Here is a 19314-nt window from a genome sequence, read left to right on the forward strand (position 1 = left end):
ATGCGGATCGTAGTCGGTGTGGGCGGCGGGATCGCCGCGTACAAGGCCTGCTCGCTGGTCCGGAAATTCACCGAGACCGGGCACGATGTCCGGGTGATTCCGACCGAGTCGGCACTGCAGTTCGTCGGCCGGGCCACCTTCGAGGCGCTGTCGGGCAATCCGGTGCACACGGATGTGTTCACCGATGTGCCCGAGGTGCCGCATGTACGCCTGGGCCAGGAGGCCGATCTCGTGGTCATCGCGCCCGCGACGGCCGACCTGATGGCCCGCGCGGCCATGGGCCGCGCCGACGACCTGCTCACCGCGACCCTGCTCACCGCCCGATGTCCGGTGTTGTTCGCCCCCGCGATGCACACCGAGATGTGGGAGCACCCGGCCACCGCCGCCAACGTGCGCACGCTGCGGGCGCGCGGCGCGACCGTGATCGAACCCGCCTCCGGCCGCCTGACCGGCGCCGATACCGGTGCGGGCCGGCTGCCGGAACCCGAGGAGATCTTCGGTCTGGCCTCGCTGCTGCTCGAAAGAGCCGATGCGATCCCGCGCGATCTGGAGGGCCGCCGCGTCGTGGTGTCCGCCGGTGGCACCCGGGAACCGATGGACCCCGTGCGCTTCCTGGGCAATCGCAGCTCCGGTAAACAGGGGTACGCGGTCGCCCGGCTGGCCGCCCAGCGCGGTGCGCAGGTGACGCTGATCGCCGGCAACACCGTCGGCCTGGAGCCGCCGGCCGCCGTCGAGTTGGTGCGGGTCACCACCGCCGAGCAGCTCGGGGTCGCGGTCGACAAGCACGCCGTCGGCGCGGACGCGGTGATCATGGCCGCGGCGGTGGCCGATTTCAGGCCGGTGCACGTGGCCGCCGCGAAGATCAAGAAGGGTTCCGGCGAACCCCAGTCGATCGAGCTGACCAAGAATCGCGACATCCTCGCGGGTCTGGTCCAGGCGCGCCACGACGGCAAGCTGCCGGGCACCGCGATCGTCGGCTTCGCCGCCGAGACCGGCGACGAGCACGGCGACGTACTCACCCACGCCCGGGCCAAACTGAAGCGCAAGGGCTGTGATCTGTTGGTGGTCAACGCCGTCGGTGAGGGCCGGGCCTTCGAGGTCGACCACAACGACGGCTGGCTGCTCGGCGCCGACGGCACCGAACAGGCCCTCGATCACGGATCGAAGGCGCTGCTGGCCAGCCGAGTGCTGGATGCACTGGGACCGCTGCTGCGCTGAGCGGTACCCGTCGCGAGTCCCGGTGCGGTCGAGGCCGTCCGGCGGTCGCGGTGGCAATCCCCATCGACACGCCGTAGTGCCCGGTAGCGATTGAACGTGCGCGTGCCGTGTACCCCACCGACGATGGTGTGGAATAGTGGTGCGTACAGCGTACCCACTGTCGGTGGTTTGGAATATTCTGATCTGAAGGGTTGTGCGGTGGCGCAGTGCCGCTACCGTTGCGACCCGAGCGAAGTATCCGTTGAGGAGAGGGAATAACTGTGCCCAAGTCCGGTAGCCGGCTTTTCACGAGTGAGTCCGTGACCGAAGGTCATCCGGACAAGATCTGTGATGCCATCAGCGATTCCATCCTCGACGCACTGCTCCGCGAGGATCACCGCAGCCGCGTCGCGGTGGAGACCATGGTCACCACCGGCCAGGTGCACGTCGCCGGCGAGGTGACCACCGAGGCCTACGCCGACATCCCCACCATCGTCCGCGAGAAGGTCCTGGAGATCGGATACGACTCCTCGGCCAAGGGATTCGACGGTTCGTCGTGCGGAGTGAACATCGCGATCGGCGCGCAGTCGCCCGATATCGCGCAGGGCGTGGACAAGTCGCACGAGTCCCGCGTCGGCGGTTCCGACGACGAGATCGAGCAGCAGGGCGCGGGCGACCAGGGCCTCATGTTCGGCTACGCCACCAAGGAGACCCCGGAGCTGATGCCGCTGCCGATCGCGCTCGCGCATCGGCTGGCCCGCCGGCTGACCGAGGTCCGCAAGTCCGGTGTGCTGCCGTACCTGCGGCCCGACGGCAAGACCCAGGTCACCATCGAGTACGACGGCGCGATCCCGGTTCGGCTGGACACGGTGGTCGTGTCCACCCAGCACGCCGCCGACATCGACCTCGACAACCTGCTCGCTCCCGACATCCGCGAGAAGGTCCTGGAATCGGTGCTGGCCGAACTGGCCCTGCCGAACCCGCTGGACACCTCGAACGTGCGACTGCTGGTCAACCCCACCGGCAAGTTCGTGCTGGGCGGCCCGATGGGCGACGCCGGCCTCACCGGCCGCAAGATCATCGTCGACACCTACGGCGGCATGGCCCGCCACGGTGGCGGCGCGTTCTCCGGCAAGGATCCGTCGAAGGTGGACCGCTCGGCCGCGTACGCCATGCGCTGGGTCGCCAAGAACGTGGTCGCCGCCGACCTGGCCGACCGCACCGAGGTGCAGGTCGCGTACGCCATCGGCAAGGCCGCCCCGGTCGGCCTGTTCGTGGAGACCTTCGGCACCGAAAAGGTCGACCCCGACCAGATCTCCGCCGCCATCAGCGAGGTCTTCGACCTGCGGCCCGGCGCGATCATCCGCGACCTGGACCTGTTGCGTCCCATCTACGCCCCGACCGCCGCGTACGGCCACTTCGGCCGCACCGACGTCGACCTGCCGTGGGAGCGCACCGACCGCGCCGAGAAGCTGCGCGCCGCCGCCGGACGCTGATGTGACGGAGGCAGTGCCCGGTGGTGCCGGTCGCGGATCCGCCGCGACCGCACCGGCCACCGGGCCTGCCGCCACCGTCTCGCAGCCGATCGCCCGGGTGCTGCCCCTGCTCGAACCGGCCCACCTGGACCGCGATTTCGACTATCTCGTTCCCCCCGACATGGACGCGCTCGCCCAGCCCGGCGTGCGCGTCCGTGTCCGTTTCTCCGGCCGCCTCGTCGACGGCTACCTCCTGGAACGCCTCGACCACACCGACCACACCGGCCGCCTGATGCCCCTGGACCGCGTCGTCTCCGGCGAACGCGTCCTCACCCCCGACATCCTCCGCCTGGTCACCGCCGTGGCCGCCCGTTACGCCGGCACCCGAGCCGACGTCCTCCGCCTGGCCATCCCGCCCCGGCATGCGCGAACCGAGGCGGAGGATCCGAACAAGCCGCCGAAAAAGCGTGGGAAACAAGCGCTTCCGGCGTCGGATGGTGGTGCGGCGGGCGATGTCGCGGCCGAGCCGTCCGGTGTGGGGACGGACTCGGAGTCGGTCGCTCCGACACCGGACGCCGACTCCGACAGCACTTCGGACCGAGATCCTGAGCCGAATCCGGTTTCGGTGGATTCCGGATCGCCGGATATGAACGTGCCGGTTCGGATGGAATCAGCAGCGCCGCACGATGATTCGGTCAGCGGAGCCGGCCCGGCGCACGGAGTGGGCGAGCCGGTCGGGGCATTCGACGATGGGCGGCACCACAATTCCGCCGATGCCGATGCCGGACCAATCGGTCCGGCGGAGCCGGTGTATCAGGCCCGGCCCGATGCTGCACAGATCGATGACAATGATCACTCGGCCGCCGGGGTCCTCGACGACACCGAGCCGGACACCTCGGTGCGATCCGCGAAAAATCCACTGGGCGGCAGCGCACACATCGAAGTCGGTGCCGAGGCCGCGGGCCGAGGTGATCCGGTCGGTCGCGATCGGACACCGAGCCCGGTCGAGCGTGATGGTCCGGGCGGCCACGAATATGTGGTCGGCCACCGAGGTGCGACAGGGCACGACGATTCCGGCACTGCGAGCAGTCGAGCCCGCTCCGGTGACGTCGATGCAGCGCGCGAGCCGGTCGACTCGCCGGGGACGGCAGCTGGGAACGCACCGCACGAGCGGCGCGATACCGGCGATCGGCCGATGCGCGAAGATGCCGCCGACCGGCCTGAGAATGAGCCAACAGATGTTGTCGCCGTTGACCTTTCGCGCTTCGATGCGTGGGGGCGGTATCGGCACGGGATGTCGTTCATCGGGGCGCTGGCCCAGGGGAAGGGACCGCGCGCGGCGTGGCAGGCGTTGCCCGGTGAGGATTGGGCAGCGCGGCTCGCGGAGCTGGCGGCGGTGACGGTCGCGGCGGGGCGCAGTGTGATCGTGATGGTGCCGGATCAGCGGGATCTGGACCGGGTGCTGGCCGCGTGCACGAATCTCGTGGGAGACAAGGCGGTCGGCTTGGCGGCCGGGCTCGGCCCCGCGGCGCGATATCGCCGGTGGCTGGCGATTCTGCGCGGGACCGCGCGGATCGTCGTCGGCACCCGCAGCGCGGTGTTCGCGCCCGCCCGGGATCTGGGCCTGATCATGATCTGGGACGACGGCGACGACACCTTCGCCGAGCCGCGCGCGCCGTATCCCCATGCGCGCGAAGTGGCGATGCTGCGGATACACGAGTCCGGCGCGGCCTTCGTCGCGGGCGGATTCGCGCGCACCGCCGAGATCCAGGCCGCGGTCCGGACCGGATGGGCGCACGATCTGATCGCCGACCGATCCGTGGTGCGGGAGCACGCGCCCCGGATCAGCGCTCCCGGCGACACCGACGTGGCGCTCGAGCGGGATCCGGTGGCCCGGGCGGTGCGGATCCCCGGCGTCGCGTTCACCGCTGCCCGCCGCGCGCTGTCCGCGGGAATGCCTGTGCTCGTACAGGTTCCGCGCCGCGGCTACGTGCCGGCGCTGGCCTGCTCGAAATGCCGGACCCCCGCCCGCTGCCGGCACTGCAACGGTCCGCTGGCGCTGCCCGACGGTAACGACCCGCACACCGGATCCGGCGATCGGCGTGCCGTCGGCGCGCGTGCGCAGCGGCGCGGTGCCGCCGCGGCCGCTGCTCTCCACGAATCCGCCCCGCGAGAATCCGCACGACCGGACGAGCCCGGCCCGGGCGCGATCCGGTCGGTTCACCCGGGGTCGGCCCGTGAGCTAGGAATCACCTTGTCCCGCAAGGAATCCGGCGCGGTCGCACACAGCCCGAGTTGCCGGTGGTGCGGCAAGGTGGAGGCAGCCTTCCGCTGCTCGACCTGCGGGTCGCGGGTCCTGCGCGGGACCGTGATCGGCGCCGCCCGCACCGCCGAGGAGCTGGGCCGGGCCTTCCCGGGGATCCCGATCAGAGGCTCCGGCGGCGCCGAAGTCCTGGACGAGGTCCCGGACGGACCGCAGGTGGTGGTGTCGACCATCGGCGCCGAGCCGTCGGCTCCTGGCGGATACGGCGTCGCGCTGCTGCTCGACGGCTGGGCGCTGCTGGGCCGAGCCGACCTGCGCGCCGCCGAGGACGCGCTGCGCCGCTGGCTGTCGGCCGCGACCCTGGTGCGGCCGACCGGCCAGGTGATCGTCATGGCCGAGCCGTCACTGCCGACCGTCCAGGCACTGGTCCGCTGGGACCCGATCGGCCACGCCGATCTCGAACTCGACGCCCGCACCGAGGTCCGCTTCCCCCCGGCCGTGCGCCTGGCCGCCGTAGACGGCACCACCGATTCCGTCACCGAATTGCTCAGCGAGGCAAAGCTTCCCGACGGAGTGGAACTGCTCGGCCCGGTCCCGCTGCCCCCGGGCGCCCGGAAACCGTTCTCCTCCGGCGATTCTCCCGGTGAGGTCGAACGCATGATCCTCCGCGTGGATCGCTCCGCCGGCGCGGCCCTGTCCAGAGCCCTCACCGCCGCCCAAGCCGTCCGCAGCACCCACCGCGACGGCGCCCCGCTGCGCGTCCAGATCGACCCGGTCGACATCGGCTGACGGCGTGTCGCCACGCCGTAAAAGCCTGCTGCACAAAGCTTTCACATCGAGGTTTCGAAAAAATTCTGGCACCGCCGCGAGGACGCCGGTACTTTGCCCGGTATGGGGGAGAAACCGAGCAACCCGCACGATGCCTACTTCCGGGCCGAGCTGTCGGATCCGGAGGTAGCCGCAGGCCAAGTCCGCGCAGTCCTGTCCGCGGAGATGCTCGAGCAGTTGGACTTGACGGTGCTGGACCGCCAGTCGGTCAGCTTCGTCCCGGCCGAGCTACGGTCCCGCTACAGCGACATCCTGTTCCGCACCCGCTTTGCCGCTCGCGACGCGTTCGTGTACCTCCTCATCGAGCATCAGAGCAGCCAGGACCCGCTGATGGCGTTTCGCATCACCGAGTACTTGGTGGCCATCTGGAACCGGTACTTGGAAGATCACAAGAAGGACCGCCCACCGGTGACGCGCCTACCCCTGGTGATCCCGATGGTCGTCCACGTCTCCGCCGACGGCGCGCGCTGGACCGAGCCGGTCGACCTCGGCGACGTCCTCGACATCGATCCGGACGTGCGCGACCTCCTGGGCGACCACCTGCCGAGGATGCGCTTCCTGCTCGACGACGTGAACGCGTTGGACGTGCAGCAACTGCTCCAGCGAAAACCCGCAGCGCTTTCGATGGTGCTGGTCATGTTGCGGAACGCCCCGCGGCACACCCATCTCGACCAGGTACTCTCGCTACTGGAGGAGCTCCTGCGGGATCTCACTTCAGATCAGCTGAGCCGGTTGTTGGCGTACATTTTCACTGTCGGCAGGACCGACGCGGACACATTGCAGCCGGTATTCGAACGGATCGGGCCGAGCGCGAAGGAGGCCATGATGACCATCGCTGACGACTTGCGTGCCGAGGGGGGCGCCAATCTTCTGATCGATCAGCTGTCCGTCAAGTTCGGCCCGCTGTCCGAACGTGTGCTTCGGAGGGTGCGCGGGGCGGACGCAGCCACGCTTCGCGATCTGTCGCGACGGTTCATTTTCGCGACCTCGATCGATGACGTAGTCGCCGAGTAGGCAACGGATGAACTCGACAGACCGGTTCCGGGACATGGGATGGGTTCAACAGGAGTGGTGGATCGAGGGGTTCATCGAGGGCTGGGCCGAGGGATATGTCGAAGGGCAGATGGATCAACTGCTCGATATGCTGTCGTACAAGTTCGGGCTGCTCCCGGACTCTCTGATCCAGATAGTCCGTTCGGCAGATGTAGACGGTCTGCGGGTACTGTCACGGCGATTTGTCGGAGCTTCGTCGATCGAGGAAATGCTTCTCGGGGAGTGGTCCACCTCTCGCAAGTTGCCGATAGGTAGCTAATTCGGAGCATCCAGACAATTGTCAGTGGGGGTGGGCTGCCGAAAATTCGCGCGCCGCGCCGTTCGCATGTTTGTAGTAGTGGCCGATAGCACCCAGGCTGGGGGTATGTCCGCCATCTGCCCGTCCTGTGCCTGGCCATCGCCGATGCTCATCTCGTCGCGCGGCACCACGCGATATTTGCGATGTGTTTGCGGTAGGTGGTTGGTGGAGCAGCAAGGGCGGGTCGGGCCGATGGCCGGTGGGGTGGGTTTGCGGCGGCGGGAGACGCCGGCGGAATCCGCGGACGAGTCGCTCGCGCACAAGATAGCGGAGTTGGAAAGGCTTGTCGCCGAAGGGGATTCGTAGATCCACATGGGGATAGCGGCCGTTCGAAGGTCGTCATCGGGGTGCCGGGGCCGTTGTCGTCCGCGATCGGGCCGTCGGCGGATTCGGCGATCAGGCTGGTGCCGGCGAAATGGTCCAGGAACAGGCGGGGGAGCGCCGGGGCGATCGGACGGCCCCACCGGTCGTCCGCCACGGCGATGACGGCGTCGTAGTCGGCGGGGTTGCGGTGCGGATCGTCGGCTCGAGCGGCATCGGATCATTGTGCGCGGTCGGCTCGTGTCATGGATCACCTCGCTGAGGCACTTGCGGTAGATGCATTGCCGATATATCGTCGACAATGTAATCGTAAGAACAAAGCCTCAGGAGGCACTCCATGGAAGACATGGGAAACAAGAGCATTCGTGGTCGTGGGCGTGGTCCGCGACCGGGCGGGCGGGAGCACTTCCGCCGGCATCCGCGGGATCACCGCGGTTTCGGTCCGGGATTCGGCGGCCCGTTCGGCCCCGACTTCGGACCCGGGTTCGGTCCGGGCGGTGGCGGGCACTTCGGCCGAGGCCGCGGGCGTGGTGGCCGAGGGCGGCGCGGTGATGTCCGCGCGGCCATCCTCCTGCTGTTGCAGGAGCGTCCGATGCACGGATACGAGCTCATCCAGCAGATCCGCGAGCGCAGTGACGATGTCTGGCGGCCGAGCCCCGGCTCGATCTACCCGGCACTGTCCCAGCTCGAGGACGAAGGGCTGGTGATCATCGACAAGGTGGCCGGGCGCAAGACCGCCAAGCTCACCGAGGAGGGCGGCACCTACCTCCAGGAGAATCGCGAGGATCTCGGCGATCCGTGGCAGGACGTGCGTGCCGGCGTCGGCGATCAGGCCCTGGACCTGCGTGGGCAGGTACATCAACTGATGGGTGCGGTCGCGCAGGTCGCGCGGGCGGGCTCGCCGGAGCAGGCGGCCAAGGCGGCCGAGGTGCTCACCGAAGCGCGGCGCTCGATCTACCGGATCCTGGCCGACGATGTCACCGACCAGCAATCGTGACGAAAGGCCGTGTCCCACCGCGTATTTCCATTGGGCATACGCGATGATCGGGAGATGGCACAAATTCGGGGGCGGCGCGGTTGGCGCCGGTCACAACGAGGAGTCGCGGCCGCGATCGCGGTGAGTTGCGCAGTACTGCTCTCCGCCGCGGTCGCGGTCGCGGATCCGGACGGATCCGGCGAGTACCGCCCGCCGGTGATCCCGACCGAGCCCGGCCCGCCGCAGTCCGAACATCTCGGCGCGGCGCGGTACCTGGCCGACCACCCGAACGCGACACCGCAGGGCACCAACAACTTTCACTGCAAGCCGAGCGCCGCGCACCCGGAACCCGTGGTGCTGGCGCACGGCAGCGGTTCGACCGCTTACGCCGACTGGGCGGCCGTCGGCCCGGAACTGGCGCAGGCCGGATTCTGTGTGTTCGTCCTGAATTACGGTGGTGAGCCCGGCGGCACCAGCTTCGGTACCGGCGACATCCATCTCTCGGGGCGGCAACTCGCCACATTCGTCGACCAGGTGCTCGCGGTCACCGGCGCGAAGAAGGCGGATCTGGTCGGCTTTTCCCAGGGCGCCGTGGTGACCAGGTACTACGTCAACAAGCTCGGCGGGGCGGCCCGGGTGGACCGGTGGGTCGGGGTGGCCTCGCCCACCTACGGCGGCATTCTGTACGGACTGGTCCCGCTGGCGAACGCGGTGCCGCCGCTGTGGTGGATCGCGGCGCACGTCACCTCGACCGCGGTGCGGCAGCAGGCCGCCGGCTCACCGTTCATGCGGGAGCTGAACGACGGCGGCGACACCGTGCCGGGTGTGCAGTACACCACCATCGGCAGCCGCGTCGACGAGATGATCCAGCCGTTCGAGAACATCGCCCTGCGGGGTCCCGGCGCCGAGAACATCGTGCTGCAGCAGCGGTGCCCGGTCGACCTGACCGGGCACTTCCACATGGTCTACGACCCGTACGTGCGGCAGTTGGTGCTCGGCGCGCTCGACCCGGCGCACGCCCCGCAGCCGAAGTGCGAGCCCGTACCGCTGGGTACCGAGATCCCCGAGGTCGTCATCGCCTCGCACCTGCCGGAGACCGGATCGGGACCGGACGGGGTGGGGTCTTCCGGACCCGTAAAATGAAACAACTTGTTCGCTCGTCCGGGGAGATCGCCGTGACCATCCAGCCCGTTCGCCTGTTCGGCGATCCCGTCCTGCGTGCTCGTGCCGACGAGGTCACCGCGTTCGACCGGGAACTCCGCCAGCTGGTGGGCGACCTCACCGACACCATGCACGGCAGCGGTGGTGTCGGCATGGCGGCGCCGCAGATCGGCGTCGGGCTGCGCGTGTTCGTGTACGACACCCGCCGCGACGGCCGGGCGTCGAGCGCCGGCGCCGCCGGAGCACTGGTCAACCCGACTTTCGAGGTGGTCGGCGAGGAACAGCAGACCGGCCCGGAGGGCTGCCTGTCGATCCCCGGCCTGCGCTACGACGTCACCCGGGCTATGCGGGTCGTCGCGCGCGGTGTCGACCCCGAGGGCGAGCCCGTCGAATTCGACGCGTCCGACCTGCTCGCGCGCTGCGTGCAGCACGAGACCGACCATCTGGACGGCGTGCTGTATCTACAGCGACTCGACCAGACCACCCGCAAGGGCGCGATGCGCGCGGTGCGGGAGTCGTCGTGGTTCGCCGCCGGCAAGACCGTGATGTCGGCCGCGGAAGTCGCGGCCACCCGCGAGGCCGCGATCTCCGGGCGGGGCCGCTGATGCGTCTGGTCTTCGCCGGCACCCCGGAACCCGCCGTCCCGTCGTTGCAGCGGCTGCTCGATTCGTCGCGCCACGAGGTGGTCGCGGTCGTCACCCGTCCCGACGCCGTCGCGGGCCGTGGCCGCAGGGTCACCCGCTCGCCGGTCGGCCTGCTCGCCGACGAGCACGGCATCCCGGTGTTCACCCCGCAGAAGCCGTCCGAACCGGAATTCGTCGCGGCGCTCACCGATCTCGCCCCGGACTGCTGTCCGGTGGTGGCCTACGGCGCACTGCTGCCGCAGCGCCTGCTCGACATCCCCACTCACGGTTGGGTGAACCTGCACTTCTCGCTGCTGCCCGCGTGGCGTGGCGCGGCGCCGGTCCAGGCGGCCGTGCTCGCCGGTGACGAATTCACCGGTGCCTCCACCTTCCAGATCGAGAAGGGCCTCGACACCGGCCCGGTGTTCGGCGTCGTCACCGAGAAGATCGCCGTCACCGACACCGCGGGCGTACTGCTCGATCGGCTGGCCGCCACCGGTGCGCACCTGCTCGAGTCGACCATGGACGGCATCGAAGACGGTGTGCTGCAACCAGTTCCGCAGAGTCCCGACGGTGTCTCCTACGCCCCCAAACTCGATGCCGAAACCGGCCACATCCGCTGGGATCAGCCCGCGCTGGCGATCGGCCGCCGTATCCGCGCCGTCACCCCCGCTCCCGGCGCCTGGACCGAGGTCGACGGTAAACGCCTCAAACTCGGCCCGGTGGAACTCGTCGAGGAGACCCTGCCCGCGCGCACGATCGAGGTCCGCAAGTCCGGCGTCTTCGTCGGCACCGCCACCACCGCGGTCCGCCTGGATCAGGTTCAGCCCCAGGGCAAACGGATGATGCCGGCCCTCGACTGGGCCCGCGGCGCCCGCCTCGAGCCGGGCGCGGTGGTCGAGTGACACCCCCCGAACGCGGGCGACGCGACGACCGTGCCGGCGGTTCCCGCGCCGGAAACGCGAATAGCAACTCGCGCAACGCTTCTCGTTCCGGTGGCGGACCCGCCGACCGCAGCCGCCGCGAGGACGAGCGGCGCGGCACCGACGACCGGGCCTTCCGAGGCGATGCGCGGCGTGATGCCGGCGACAGGGGCTCACGCACTGGTGATACGCGACCTGGTACCGAGGACAGCACATTCCGTCGAGAGAATTCGCGTGGCGGTACCGACGACAGGTCATTCCGCCGCGACGATGCCCGGCGCGGTGGCGAGCAGGCATTCCGAGGCGATGCGCGTCGCGGTACCGGTGACGCGGCGTCCCGTCGAGGGGATGCGCGTCGCGGGACCGGTGACGGATCCTTCCGCCGAGAGGACTCGGGTCGTGGTACTGGTGAGGGATCCTTCCGCCGCGATGCCGGTCCCGAAGCGGGTGGGTCCAGTCGTGGCGGCGGAGCAACCTTCGGGGACGACTGGCAGGTTACCGGCGAACCCGTTCGACGCGCAGGGGCCGATCGTGACACCCGGGCGAAATCCGGGGATGTTCGGCGTGCGGGCGATTCCGACCCGGGCCGCGGATCCGATCGTGCGCGGACGAGTGGTTTCGCAGATTCCGGTCGAAACGACAAGTGGCGCAAAGTCACCGACTCGTCCGACGACCCCGGCCGTGGAGACCGGCGCGATTCGGATCGTCGTGCTTCCGGGCGGCCGGGGACCGGCGGAAAGAACGGGGCCGCTTCCGGCCGCGGTCCCCGGCCCGGCGATTCCGGTGGCGAGCCGCGCGGTTCGCGCCGAGGGCGCACTCGCCCTGGCGCCGATTCCGCGCGGGACGGGAAGTCGCGCAACGACTTCGACGCCCGGTCCCGAGACGGCTCGGACCGCGGCGCCCCCGACGGACGATCTGCCGCGGGCCCCCGCGGCTCCGGCACCGGACCGACCAAGGGCGATGGACGCCGGGAGTCCGCATCCGGCAAGCGCACTCGCGGCAGCCGATCGACATCGGTGGACGCTCCCCGTGAGGTGGCCCGAGATGTGTTGCGCGCGGTGCGGGAACGGGACGCCTACGCGAATCTCGTCCTGCCGAGCCTGCTCCGGGAACAACGGCTGGCGGGTCGCGACGCGGCATTCGCGACCGAATTGGCATACGGCGCCAGCCGATCACTCGGCCTGCTCGACGCCGTGATCGCCGATTGCGCGGGCCGTCCCGTCGAGGAGATCGACGGCCCGTTGCTGGACGTCCTGCGACTCGGCGTCTACCAGTTGCTGCGCACCCGCGTCGGCGCGCATGCCGCGGTCGACACGTCCGTGGATCTGGTGCGGTCCGAATCCGGCACCGGCAAGGCCGGTTTCGTGAACGCGGTGCTGCGCCGAGCCGCCGAACGGACCACCGAGGAATGGGTCGACAAGCTCGCGCCACGAGACCCGCTGGGGCACTTGGCCTTCGAATACGCGCACCCCGTCTGGATCGCGCAGGCGTTCGCGGACGCGCTCGGCGCGCGGGCCGGAGAACTGCGCGACCTGCTCGCCGCCGACGACGAACGCCCGGTCGTGCACCTGGTGGCCCGCCCCGGCGAGATCACCGCGGAGGAACTGGCCCTGGTCACCGGTGGTGAGGAAGGCCGCTGGTCCCCGTACGCGGTCTATCTGGAAGGCGGCGACCCCGGCAAATTGGAGCCGGTACGCGACGGCATGGCCGCCGTACAGGACGAGGGCAGCCAACTGGTGGCCCTGGCCCTGACCCGAGCACCCCTGCTCGGCCCCGACACCGGCCGCTGGCTGGACCTGTGCGCCGGCCCCGGCGGCAAGACCGCGCTGCTGGGCGCGCTCGCCGGCATCGACGGTTACCACGTCGACGCCGTAGAACCGGCGGAACACCGCGCCGAACTGGTCCGCAAGGCAACCCGCGACATGCCTGTGACCGTCCACGTCACCGACGGCCGCGACAGCGGACTCACCCCCGGCTACGACCGAATCCTGGTCGACGCCCCCTGCACCGGCCTCGGCGCGCTGCGCCGCCGCCCCGAGGCCCGCTGGCGCCGAACCCCCGCCGACGTCCGCGACCTCACCGTCCTCCAGCGCGAACTACTCACCGCCGCATACGATCTGCTGCGCCCCGGCGGCGTCGTCGTCTACTCCACCTGTTCCCCCCACCTATCGGAAACCGTTGCGGTGGTGAGCGATACGGTCCGCCGCACCGCCGCCGAACAACTCGACACCCGAACCCTGATCCCCGATGTCCCGGATCTCGGCGACGGCCCCGCCGCCCAGCTCTGGCCCCACCGCCACGGCACCGACGCCATGTTCGTCGCCGCACTCCGCAAACCGGAGTGAGCGACCGGATCGGATGAGCGATCCGGCCCAGTGTGCGAATGCCGGCAGGGCGAGCGTTTCGTTGCCGAAGGACTGATGCCCTGCCGCAGCTGTTCGTACGGCGGAACCGCCGCGTTGTTGTGGTCGACCGGAATATCCAGCATCACCTCATGCGGTCAGTGCACCGGACGGTCGCGGGTCGCGCGCACCGCAGCGGCGCCTGGGCCGTCGCCGGTGCCGGATGATCGCAGATCTGCTGTAGGCGGCACCTGGCCGGTGCTGGGCGGTCCGGCCGCGATCCGGAGCCGTTCGGCGAGACGAGTGCAATCGACCGGGCCGCTGGTGTCGACCATCAGGGTCGCTGTGAGTCGGAGCGGCGCGGCGTGGGCTGCCCACGTGTCCCAGTCCTTCACTAGTCGCTGCGCGTCAGAGTAGACGGCCGGGTCGCGCCGCCGGCTCGCATAGCGAGTACGGGCTGTGGCGGCAGGAACCTCGCACCAGATCTCGACGGCGCGAGATGCCCCGGTTCTCCGGATTCCGGACCGAGCGAAATCGAGGTCGCGCGGCCGGAACCACCACGAGTCGACGATGACGGTGCCCGACAGCGACTGTGCCAGAGCCCATATGGTGTCCATCGCGATTCCGCCGAGGGCAGGTAGCTCCGCGGTGTTGTCGAGGCAGTTCGCGAGAATCTCCTTGACGGTGTCCTTGGCGAGTAGCTGCGCATCCATCGTCCGCGCCAGCGCACGGCCCAAGGTCGACTTGCCCGAGCCGGGAAGTCCGTTGACCAGCACAAGTAGCTCGACCATCGGATCATGGTCGCGTATCGATCGGGGTGGCGGCGGATTCCGCCGCCACCCCTTGGCGTCGATTCGCGGTCGGCTCAGTTTCCGGTCAGGATTGCGCCGGTCAGGGCGAGGCCGGTCACCCAGACTGTCGAGAGTGCGGCGAGGACGACCGGGCGGGGGCCGACTCGGCGCAAGGCCGAAATTCGGACGCCGGAGCCGAGGGCGAACATGGCGGCGGTCAGTAGGACGGTCTGGATCGTTTTGGTTGTGGCGAGGACTGCCGAGGGGACGAGATCGGTGGTCCGGAGCGCTGCGCAGAGCAGGAAGGCAACGACGAAGAGGGGGATCAAGGGAATTCGGCGGTGGGGCATCGAGGGACGGCCGTCCGCGGTGCGGGGGGTGCCGGGGTCGGCCACGTCGGTCCGCGATCGACCATGTCCCGCTGCGCCGCGCACCGCGTCGGCCGCCGAATCGTAGCGCCGGACGCGGCGGCCGATCAGCACGAGTACCGGTGCCAGCAGGATGACGCGGGCGAGTTTCACGACGACCGCGACAGTCAGCGCGCCGCCGCCCAAGGCGCTCCCGGTCGCCACCACTTGAGCGACCTCGTGAACAGCACCTCCAGCCCATACGCCACTGGCGTGAGGATTCAGGCCGAGGGAGTGCGCCGCGAGCGGAATGCCGGCGATCAGGAGAGTGCCGAACACGACCACCAGCGCGACGGTGGTGACCAGATCCTCTTCGTCCGCGTCGACCACCTCACCGACGGCGGCGGCCGCGGCCGCGCCACAGATGGAGAAGCCGCAGGCGATCAGCAAGCGTTGTGCCGGGCTCAGGCCGAGTGCGCGGCCCATCAGCAGGGTGCCCGCGATACCGCCGGCGACGATCGTCACCACGACCGCCAATACCGCTGGGCCGAGCCCGAATACGTCGCGGAAGGTGACCTGGAAGCCGAGCAGCGCGACTCCGGCGCGCAGTAGCCGTTTCGCCGAGAATTGCAGGCCGGGTGTCCAATGTTGTGGAAGCGCAACAATATTCGCGGTGACAGCGCCGACGGCGATGGCTACCAGCAGCGGGCTGAGTGCCGGTAGGAAATGGTTCACCAGCAGGCTCAGCCCAGTGACCGCGGTGGCCGCCGCCAATCCCGGTTTCAGTGCCCCGGTGCGCCGGAACAATGGCGGCCGCGACGCGGGCGGTCGGCGGACTGTGGTTGCCGTCGATTCTGATGCCGGTGACTCGGGATTCCGGGGCCGGGTGGGTTGGGACGCGGGCGGCCCGGAATCCGGAGGGTGTGCTGTGGCCGCGGTGCCGCTCGCCGATCGCGGTGCCGGTGCGCGCCGGAGGAGAGGTGGGCGGAGTCCGGGGCGGCGTGGGGTGGCGGTCATCAGTCGACCTTGTCCGGCGGTAGGCGCTCGCGGTAGGCGGTGAACGGCTATGGGGGCATATTTTGGTGATATGGGATGACGTGGTTCCATATGCTGAGGACATGACCTCCGAGCGTCCCGACCTGACCCTGCTCGCGTTGCTGGTCGCCATCGACGATCACGGCAGCCTCGGGGCCGCGGCGCGGGCGGTGGGGATGGCGCAGCCGAACGCGAGCCGGGCGGTGCGGGTGTGGGAACGCAGGCTCGGGGTGGCGCTGGTGGAGCGGAGTCCGCGCGGGTCGCGGATGACCGCCGCGGGTGGGGTGATCGTGCACTGGGCGCGGCAGGTGCTGGCGGATGTGGATCGGCTGCTGGACGCGGCGGCGGCGCTGCGCACCGATCAGGAGGCCGAGCTCACCGTGTTCGCGAGCATGACGGTCGCGGAATGTCTGCTGCCGGGGTGGCTGGGGGAGTTCCGGCGCAGCCATCCCAGGGTGCGTATCCACTTGCAGATGCGTAATTCACGGGAGGTGTTCGAGCGGCTCGCGGCGGGGGAGTGTGATCTGGGGTTCGTCGAGAGTCCTGCGGTGCCAAGGGCTTTGCACAGTGCGACGGTCGCGGGCGACCGGCTCGTGGTGATCGTCGACCCGGCGCATCGGTGGGCGCGGCGTCGTCGTCCGCTGACCGTCGCGGAGTTGGCGGCGACGCCACTGGTGGTGCGCGAACCGGGTTCGGGCACGCGCAGCACGCTCGACATCGCCCTGGCCGAGTATCCGCGCGCGGAACCGTTGCTGGAGTTGGGCAGTGCCGCCGCGATCCGGACGAGTGTGCTGGCCGGGGTCGGTCCGGCGGTGGTCAGCAGCCTGGCCGTGGACGATCAGCTGGCGCGCGGGGAACTGTGCGCGGTCCCGGTCGACGGGCTCGATCTGCCGCGGACGTTGCGGGCGGTCTGGCGTCCGCCGCGGCGGTTGACGGGTCCGGCGGGGGAGCTGGTCACCGGCATCGTCCGTGCCCGCCGGCGTGCTCCGGGCTGACCGGGTGCGGCCGGGACGCGGCCGATGGCTACGATGCTGCGAATGGACGAGATCGCCAGTCATCCCAACGTTCTCGCGGTTGCCGAGGCGCTGCGCACTGCCGGAATCGAGCCGCGGGTGCGGGTGCTGCCGGAGACCGCGCCGACCGCGGCCGCGGCGGCCGAGCAGCTGGGCTGCCCGGTCGCGGCGATCGCCAACAGCCTGATCTTCGAGGTGGCCGGCGCCCCACTGCTGGTGCTGACCAGCGGGGCGCATCGGGTCGACACCGGGAAGCTCGCCGAACGCCTCGGGGTGGCCGAAATCGCCCGTGCCAAGCCCGCTTTCGTGCGCACGCACACCGGGCAGGTGATCGGCGGGGTCGCACCCGTCGGCCACCCCGCGCCGATCCGGACGCTGGTCGACGAGACGCTGGCCGGTCACACCGAGGTGTGGGCGGCGGCCGGGCATCCGCACACCGTCTTCGCCACCACGTTCGCCGAACTGGTCGAGATGACCGGCGGACAACCGGTCGCGGTGAACTGAGCCCGGCCCCGGCGTCGCGGCGTGACCGCGGCGTGCGAGAGCCCGCCGTCAGCGGTCCGGGACGTTGCGCTCGAGTTCGGCCAGCCAGGCCGTCGCCACCGCGTCGCTGGGGGCGCGCCAATCACCGCGCGGCGACAGTGAACCGCCGGAACCGACCTTCGGCGCGTTCGGCAGCGTGGACCGCTTGAACTGACTGGTCTGCACGAACCGGCGCAGGAACTGGGCCAGCCAGTGCTTGATCGTCGGCAGATCGTATTCGTGCCGGTCCGCGACCGGGATCAGATCCGGCCAGCGGCCGCGGGAGCGATCCGACCAGGCGTGCTGCGCGAGGTAGGCGATGCGGCTGGGCAGATAGCCGAAGCGCAGCAGGAAGTACAGGTGGAAATCCTGCAACTCGTACGGGCCGACGGTGGCCTCGGAACTCTGCCCCGGAGCCTCCTCGTCGCCGTCGCCGGCCGGGATCAGCTCGGGGGAGATCTCGGTGGTGAGGATCGAGGACAGCACCGCGCCGGCCTCGGGGCCCAGTTCGCCGGTGTCGATCGTCCAGGCGATCAGGTACTTGATCAGCGTCTTCGGGACCGAGGCGTTGACGCTGTAGTGCGCCATGTGGTCGCCGACGCCGAAAGTGCACCAGCCGAGGGCGAGTTCGCTGAGGTCGCCGGTGCCGATCACGATCGCCTCGTGCTGATTGGCCAGCCGGAACAGATGTGAGGTGCGCTCGCCCGCCTGCACGTTCTCGTAGGCGATGTCGTACTGCGGAACCCCTTCGGCCGCAGGATGTTCCAGATCGCGCAGCATCTGGGTGGCCGAGGGCCGGATGTCGATCTCGTGCGCCGACACGCCCAGCGTCCGCATCAACTGGTGCGCGTCGTTGAGGGTGCGCTTGCTGGTCGCGAAACCGGGCATGGTGTAGGCCAGCACATTCGCCCGCGGCAGCCCCAGCCGGTCCATGGTCTTCACCGCGACGATCAGCGCCAGCGTGGAGTCCAGGCCGCCGGAGACGCCGATCACCACTCGCTTCGACCCGGTCGCCGCGAGCCGGGTGCTGAGGCCCTCCACCTGGATGTGGTGCACCTCGGCGCAGCGTTCGTTGCGCACCGCGGGATTCGCGGGAACATAAGGGAAGCGCGGGATTTCGCGGCGCAGCGGAACGGCCTCGGCCGGTATCGGCAGCTCGACGGGGACGCGCCGCAGCCGGGTCAGCCGCTCGCGATGGTCGTGCACATTGTCGGCGAAGCTGGTCATCCGCAACCGGTCGGCGGACAGCCGGCGCAGGTCCAGATCGGCGGTCACCAGCTGCGGGTGATCGGTGAAACGTTCACCCTCGGCGACGATGTCGCCGTTCTCGCAGACCAGCGCCTGACCATCCCAGGCCATATCCGTTGTCGATTCCCCATGTCCCGCAGCGGAATACAGGTAGGCGGCGACGAATCGCGCGGAGTGCGAGGAACACAGCTGACGCCGGTAGTCGGCCTTGCCGACGACGATGTTGCTCGCCGAGAGGTTCACCAGCACCGTGGCCCCGGCCAGGGCCGCGAAAGCGCTGGGCGTCACGGGAACCCAGCCGTCCTCGCAGATCTCCATGTGGAAGACGAAGCCGTCGAGGTTGCTCGCCTCGAACAGCAGATCGGTGCCGAAGGGCACCCGCTGCCCGGCGATGGTGATGTGGTCCTCGAGCGATTCGCGGGCGGCGGCGAACTGCCGCTTCTCGTAGAATTCGCGGTAGTTCGGCAGATAACTCTTGGCGGTGGCGCCGAGCACCCGGCCTCGATCGATCGCGATGCCGCAGTTGAACAGCCGGCCCTGCGCCCGCACGGGAGCGCCGACCAGCAGCACCGAGTCGATCTCGGCGCTCTCGGCGATCACCCGCTCCAGCGCCGCCTGCACGGCGTCGTCGAGGGCGTCCTGGTGGAACAGGTCGTCGGCGGTGTAGCTGGACAGCCCGAGCTCCGGGAAGACGGTGAGCACGGCGCCGTCCGCGGCGGCCTGCCGGGCCAGCTGCAGGGTGTGTTCGGCGTTGTAGGCCGGGTCGGCGACCCGGATCGCCGGGACGGCGAGGGCCACGCGCGCGAATCCGTGCCGATACAGCGAATCGAACGGCAACTGCTTCACACCGGGTCCCTTCACTCGCAGACAGTGTGTCCAGTCTGTCATGACGGCCGGA

At 69.9% G+C, this 19314-nt stretch carries 14 protein-coding genes; 11 read left to right on the forward strand and 3 right to left on the reverse strand.

What is annotated here, in order from left to right; all coding sequences use genetic code 11:
* The 9 genes from coaBC to NRB56_RS23230 all read left to right on the forward strand — a co-directional run bounded on the left by coaBC (position 1) and on the right by NRB56_RS23230 (position 13463).
* A complete protein-coding gene (coaBC, locus tag NRB56_RS23185; protein WP_153345591.1) occupies positions 1 to 1218 on the forward strand; it encodes a bifunctional phosphopantothenoylcysteine decarboxylase/phosphopantothenate--cysteine ligase CoaBC in 1218 nt (405 codons plus the stop codon).
* 260 nt (positions 1219 to 1478) lie between these two features.
* Complete coding sequence (gene metK / locus NRB56_RS23190) at positions 1479 to 2693, forward strand: methionine adenosyltransferase (RefSeq protein ID WP_319943400.1); 1215 nt, start codon at positions 1479 to 1481, stop codon at positions 2691 to 2693.
* A gap of 97 nt (positions 2694 to 2790) precedes the next feature.
* The gene (locus NRB56_RS39220; RefSeq protein WP_319943462.1) at positions 2791 to 5724 is read left to right on the forward strand and encodes a primosomal protein N' family DNA-binding protein; all 2934 of its coding nucleotides are present in this window, start codon (positions 2791 to 2793) and stop codon (positions 5722 to 5724) included.
* A 102-nt stretch (positions 5725 to 5826) separates the two neighbouring features.
* Positions 5827 to 6777, forward strand: a complete 951-nt coding sequence (locus NRB56_RS23205; RefSeq protein ID WP_153345593.1) for an Rpn family recombination-promoting nuclease/putative transposase — start codon at positions 5827 to 5829, stop codon at positions 6775 to 6777.
* A 1004-nt stretch (positions 6778 to 7781) separates the two neighbouring features.
* On the forward strand, positions 7782 to 8432 hold the full coding sequence (locus NRB56_RS23210) for a PadR family transcriptional regulator (RefSeq protein WP_153345974.1): 651 nt from the start codon (positions 7782 to 7784) through the stop codon (positions 8430 to 8432).
* A gap of 54 nt (positions 8433 to 8486) precedes the next feature.
* Positions 8487 to 9554 (forward strand): lipase family alpha/beta hydrolase, encoded by a 1068-nt coding sequence (locus tag NRB56_RS23215; RefSeq protein ID WP_153345595.1) that lies wholly within the window; start codon positions 8487 to 8489, stop codon positions 9552 to 9554.
* 32 nt (positions 9555 to 9586) lie between these two features.
* Positions 9587 to 10177, forward strand: coding sequence for a peptide deformylase (gene def / locus NRB56_RS23220; RefSeq protein WP_319943401.1), 591 nt, complete (start codon positions 9587 to 9589; stop codon positions 10175 to 10177).
* Entirely contained in the window at positions 10177 to 11100 is a 924-nt protein-coding gene (fmt, locus tag NRB56_RS23225) for a methionyl-tRNA formyltransferase (protein ID WP_153345599.1), read from the forward strand. Before def ends, fmt begins: the two co-directional genes overlap by 1 nt.
* A 1034-nt stretch (positions 11101 to 12134) precedes the next feature.
* Positions 12135 to 13463, forward strand: a complete 1329-nt coding sequence (locus tag NRB56_RS23230; RefSeq protein WP_406603519.1) for an RsmB/NOP family class I SAM-dependent RNA methyltransferase — start codon at positions 12135 to 12137, stop codon at positions 13461 to 13463.
* A 155-nt stretch (positions 13464 to 13618) separates the two neighbouring features.
* On the opposite strand, the gene NRB56_RS23235 is transcribed toward NRB56_RS23230, so the two are convergent.
* Both NRB56_RS23235 and NRB56_RS23240 read right to left on the reverse strand, forming a co-directional pair.
* Positions 13619 to 14236, reverse strand: coding sequence for an AAA family ATPase (locus NRB56_RS23235; protein ID WP_194290952.1), 618 nt, complete (start codon positions 14234 to 14236; stop codon positions 13619 to 13621).
* An 89-nt stretch (positions 14237 to 14325) separates the two neighbouring features.
* Positions 14326 to 15372, reverse strand: coding sequence for a YeiH family protein (locus NRB56_RS23240; protein WP_264767061.1), 1047 nt, complete (start codon positions 15370 to 15372; stop codon positions 14326 to 14328).
* 344 nt (positions 15373 to 15716) lie between these two features.
* Between NRB56_RS23240 and NRB56_RS23245 the strand changes: the two genes are divergently transcribed.
* On the forward strand, positions 15717 to 16628 hold the full coding sequence (locus NRB56_RS23245) for a LysR family transcriptional regulator (protein ID WP_153345605.1): 912 nt from the start codon (positions 15717 to 15719) through the stop codon (positions 16626 to 16628).
* Between the two features lie 42 nt (positions 16629 to 16670).
* Positions 16671 to 17150 carry a YbaK/EbsC family protein gene (locus NRB56_RS23250; RefSeq protein ID WP_153345607.1) on the forward strand — a complete coding sequence of 160 codons (480 nt, stop codon included), beginning with the start codon at positions 16671 to 16673 and terminating at the stop codon, positions 17148 to 17150.
* Between the two features lie 48 nt (positions 17151 to 17198).
* Here the strand turns inward: NRB56_RS23250 and NRB56_RS23255 are convergent, their stop codons facing one another.
* On the reverse strand, positions 17199 to 19304 hold the full coding sequence (locus tag NRB56_RS23255; RefSeq protein WP_153345609.1) for an NAD(+) synthase: 2106 nt from the start codon (positions 19302 to 19304) through the stop codon (positions 17199 to 17201).
* Positions 19305 to 19314: the final 10 nt, after the last annotated feature.

This window comes from Nocardia aurantia, assembly GCF_009604425.1.
Lineage (GTDB): Bacteria > Actinomycetota > Actinomycetes > Mycobacteriales > Mycobacteriaceae > Nocardia > Nocardia aurantia.